This is a genomic window from Desulforegulaceae bacterium (assembly GCA_034006035.1).
GTDB lineage: Bacteria > Desulfobacterota > Desulfobacteria > Desulfobacterales > JACKCP01 > JACKCP01.
Genome location: JAVETN010000025.1, coordinates 1 through 4,384 on the forward strand (window position 1 = coordinate 1; position 4,384 = coordinate 4,384).

General features: G+C 34.1%; 2 protein-coding genes and 1 CRISPR repeat array. Both genes read right to left on the reverse strand.

The window, feature by feature from the left end:
- The first annotated feature begins 19 nt into the window (after window positions 1-19).
- Window positions 20-1,938: direct repeats of the CRISPR family, unit length 35 nt; unit sequence GTCTTAATCCTCTCGAAGCGAGGCTTATTTCTGAC.
- 334 nt (window positions 1,939-2,272) lie between these two features.
- Window positions 2,273-3,400, reverse strand: a complete 1,128-nt coding sequence (locus RBR53_11950; protein ID MDY0133363.1) for a putative CRISPR-associated protein — start codon at window positions 3,398-3,400, stop codon at window positions 2,273-2,275.
- Window positions 3,393-4,384: TIGR02221 family CRISPR-associated protein (gene csx2 / locus RBR53_11955; GenBank protein ID MDY0133364.1), on the reverse strand; the 992-nt coding region annotated here is incomplete at its 5' end. The genes RBR53_11950 and csx2, both read right to left, overlap by 8 nt.

A 4,384-nucleotide genomic window follows, 5' to 3' on the forward strand; every position in this document is an offset into this window, starting at 1 on the left:
CAATGATAATTGTATTTATGTCTTAATCCTCTCGAAGCGAGGCTTATTTCTGACCATGCTAATGGATATTGGTTTAAATATGAATATGATAAGTCTTAATCCTCTCGAAGCGAGGCTTATTTCTGACTAAATATGAATATGATAACAATGATAATTGTATTTATGTCTTAATCCTCTCGAAGCGAGGCTTATTTCTGACCATGCTAATGGATATTGGTTTAAATATGAATATGATAAGTCTTAATCCTCTCGAAGCGAGGCTTATTTCTGACCATTAGATTTTACCTTCGATGATATGGTAGAAGATGAAGTCTTAATCCTCTCGAAGCGAGGCTTATTTCTGACATAGCCTGCTTCCTAGCCAAGAAGAAGTCCTCAAGTCTTAATCCTCTCGAAGCGAGGCTTATTTCTGACATTACAACGCAAGAAATTATTAAAATGGACTACAAATAGTCTTAATCCTCTCGAAGCGAGGCTTATTTCTGACAGATGTTCAAACAAAAGAGATTTCCCTGATTATATCAAAGTCTTAATCCTCTCGAAGCGAGGCTTATTTCTGACTAGAAAACAAATTAAACATTCTTGACATTTTAAATGAAGTCTTAATCCTCTCGAAGCGAGGCTTATTTCTGACCTAATAGGACTACTTTGTTCAAAAGCTCTTTATATAAGTCTTAATCCTCTCGAAGCGAGGCTTATTTCTGACGTTGAAACTAAGCTTAGAAAAAAAGCTTAGTTTCAAGTCTTAATCCTCTCGAAGCGAGGCTTATTTCTGACCAGCATAGAGGACGACGTTGACGGTGTTGTTCAGCTTTGTCTTAATCCTCTCGAAGCGAGGCTTATTTCTGACAACTAAATTAAAAGATCCTAAAGATGATGTTCCTGAAGTCTTAATCCTCTCGAAGCGAGGCTTATTTCTGACATAGCTGTTTGGAAATTTGTTCAGCTGCATGGCATAAGTCTTAATCCTCTCGAAGCGAGGCTTATTTCTGACTCGTAGATTCTGTCCCAGACTCTGTTCTGGATAGACTTCGTCTTAATCCTCTCGAAGCGAGGCTTATTTCTGACGAAATAAAATGAGAAACAATTATAGCAAAAGACACCGTCTTAATCCTCTCGAAGCGAGGCTTATTTCTGACCAAAACAAAATTAAAAGCCCTTGCGGAGCATCTTATTAGTCTTAATCCTCTCGAAGCGAGGCTTATTTCTGACGTATCGCTTCTTCAGAGAAAGAGCTCTAGCAACTAAGTCTTAATCCTCTCGAAGCGAGGCTTATTTCTGACAAAACTACTGATTGTTTCAGACGAGTATATCGTCTGGAAGTCTTAATCCTCTCGAAGCGAGGCTTATTTCTGACTCTCCGTGAGGAGGGTGATAAGCTCGCTGAGAAATTGGTCTTAATCCTCTCGAAGCGAGGCTTATTTCTGACGATTACACGGGATTTCTTTTCGAGGTTCCCGTGTATTAAGTCTTAATCCTCTCGAAGCGAGGCTTATTTCTGACGGGTAATGTAGTTTTTTGTTCACCTATTCCCGTTTTATTGTCTTAATCCTCTCGAAGCGAGGCTTATTTCTGACAAAAATTTTATCCCAGTTTTCAAGCTGGGAATTTTGTCTTAATCCTCTCGAAGCGAGGCTTATTTCTGACATGTACTACCAGTAATAGAAACATTTGAGGAAGAATACTGTCTTAATCCTCTCGAAGCGAGGCTTATTTCTGACTTAAAATAAACTAACGATACAATAGGGAATATGTTCTGTCTTAATCCTCTCGAAGCGAGGCTTATTTCTGACGGAAATAATGCCTTTACCTTCAGACGCAGTTGAGAGATGTCTTAATCCTCTCGAAGCGAGGCTTATTTCTGACCATTGCTACAACGAAAAGTACGGAGAAGAAATAACTAGTCTTAATCCTCTCGAAGCGAGGCTTATTTCTGACTCCTGCCTTTTGTATACCTTTATTCATGCGGGTTTTCAAGGCCAAAATAAGGCACCCCCCTGATTTTTGGCCTCCGTGTAGTTTTTACCCACTCTGATTTTTTAGAAAAAAAGCTTAAACCATTGAAATAATTGATTAAAGCTGATGTCTCGGTGGATTTTGCTCAACTTTTAGGTTAAACTCTTGATTTTATTGTACATATTGATTTTTACTCTGAAATAAATTTGTTGTCCAAAATCCACCTCAGTTTTTTTTAGTTAACTATCTGAAATAAAAGACTTTTATTTGTCTGTTTCCCAATATCAATTGTCAAAGAACAAAATTAAAGCAAAATTTAAAAATATTTTGTATTAAGTTTATCTGCTGCCCAGGTTAAATCAATTTTGGAATTATTTTCTGTTATTAATTTGAAGCAAACATTAAAACTTCCTGTATAAATTCCTATAATTTCGTGATTTTTTCCATTGTCTTTTAAAAAAAAGCCATTTTTCTTTAATCCTTTTTGCTGGCTATAATCTTGAGAAATTATTTGACTTATCCATAAATTTTCTTCCCAGACTTTTTGAACAAATTTTTTAAAACCGCCTGGATAATGATGATCATTTCCAAAAGAAGGGCTTTTTCTAAAATTAGAATCTTTAAGTCCTATTGGTTTTTGGGGATTTAAAATTCTAAAAGCTGTAAGAAAAACATTTCCTATAGGACTTAAAGCAATGGTTCTTTTTCCTTCAATTTTTTCTTCTTCTAAAAAAACTTTTAACTTATCATCTATAATTTCATCATCTTCAAGATAAACAAGGTTTCCATCTTCAAGTGAGCGAAAAATTGAAGCATAATCACCAATTAATGAATAATCTAAAGATACAGGCATGGGAGGAAATTTTATAATTTTATTAAAAAACTCATGTTTGTAAAAAACCGGAATATTGAGTGCCTGACCAATAACAACAGCAATTGCAATTTGAGCTTTATATCCGCCTGTGGCATCAATTGCTATATTTTCGCTTCCAAAATTTCTTATATATTTACCAATTTCAGTTACAAGGTTTGCAAGCCCTTTGGTTTGAAAAACAAGAGGGTCATTGGTTTGCAGCCCATTAATAATTTTAAATTCTGTTTTTCTTAAATTTGTATTTTTAAGCTTTGAAAAATACTCGCTTAAAACAATTCCTGTGTTTTTTCCGTCGTCTGTATCTGAAACAAGAAATACTAAATGCTCAGGTTCAATTATTTTTGAGTTTATAATTTCTGTAATTGTATTTATTTCTGCTCCGCAAATCCGATCTGTGCCTTCAAGTTTTAAAAGTTCAGATGCAAGTTTTTTAAAATTATTTGATACAAATGCAGCTGTTATTTCTTTTTCATTTGAAAGCTCAGTTGTTTTTGTGCCTTTTGCTAGTGGTTCAAGGTTTGACTTGAAAAGGCTTGTTCCTGTTGTTGATAATAGAATTAGTTTATTCATTTGAATTTAAAAGTATCCCTTCAAAATAAATGTAAATGTCTTCAAGCTCTTCAATAAGTTTATCAGCCGTTTTTATATCTGCTGCATGGTTTAAGTCATTTCTATTTTGACTGATCAGATTTGAGTTTGCTCTGAATTTTTTATCAAAATCAAATTTTACTCCAAAATCAACCATTTTTTGAGTAAACTCTTCGTTTTCAAGAGATATTGGAAGCCAGGAACTTTTGTCTGTTTTTTTATTCATAATGTAGTGGAGTGCTTTTGATGCTAAATCCCGATTTTTCAAATCCGAAGGATCTTTTGATGCAACTATTATCATCTTTGTAAAAATAAGTTCCAGAAGCATTGTATATCCCTGCTGAACAAGTCCGTGATCCATGCACCACTTAACAGCTGATAATCCGTTTTTAATTCTGTCATCTCCAAACCCGGAAACTGATTTTTCAATATGTTTTAAAAGAGGTTTAAATGCAGGAATAAGATTTTCATTCTCTAGTAAACTAAGATTTTGTTTGATTTTTACAGCACTTTCAGTAATCGAGTTTTTTGATTTTCTGTTTGTTCTTATATTTTTTGAAAAAGCATCCAGATTTTTTGATAAATTGTTTAATGTAGTAAGGTTTTTATTGCTTCCTTTTGCCTGTTTTAGAAGCGGGGACAATGTTGATGCTGCTAGCACCTTAATTTTTGAAGCATCCCCTGATTTTGTAAATCTTTCAATTGCAGATGACCAGTCTAAAAGAGTGTCAAAAGCTGTAAGCTCAAAAATTGGAACAAATCTTTTTTTCAGTTCCATCTCTTTAACTACTGGAATATTCCCTAAAGCTTCCATTGCACCATAATAAATCCCTGAAAGGGATACATTTTTCAAAACCTTTGCATAATTTAAAATAACAATTGCAAGCATTGGAATTGATCTGAAAGCATGGGTAATGTCAAAAATAATTTCATCTCCGTTTTCAAGCTCATCAAAAACCTTTTCAA

Coding starts and splice junctions, on each gene's coding strand:
- RBR53_11950 (MDY0133363.1), bottom strand. CDS start 3,400: ATGAATAAACTAATTCTATTATCAACAACAGGAACAAGCCTTTTCAAG.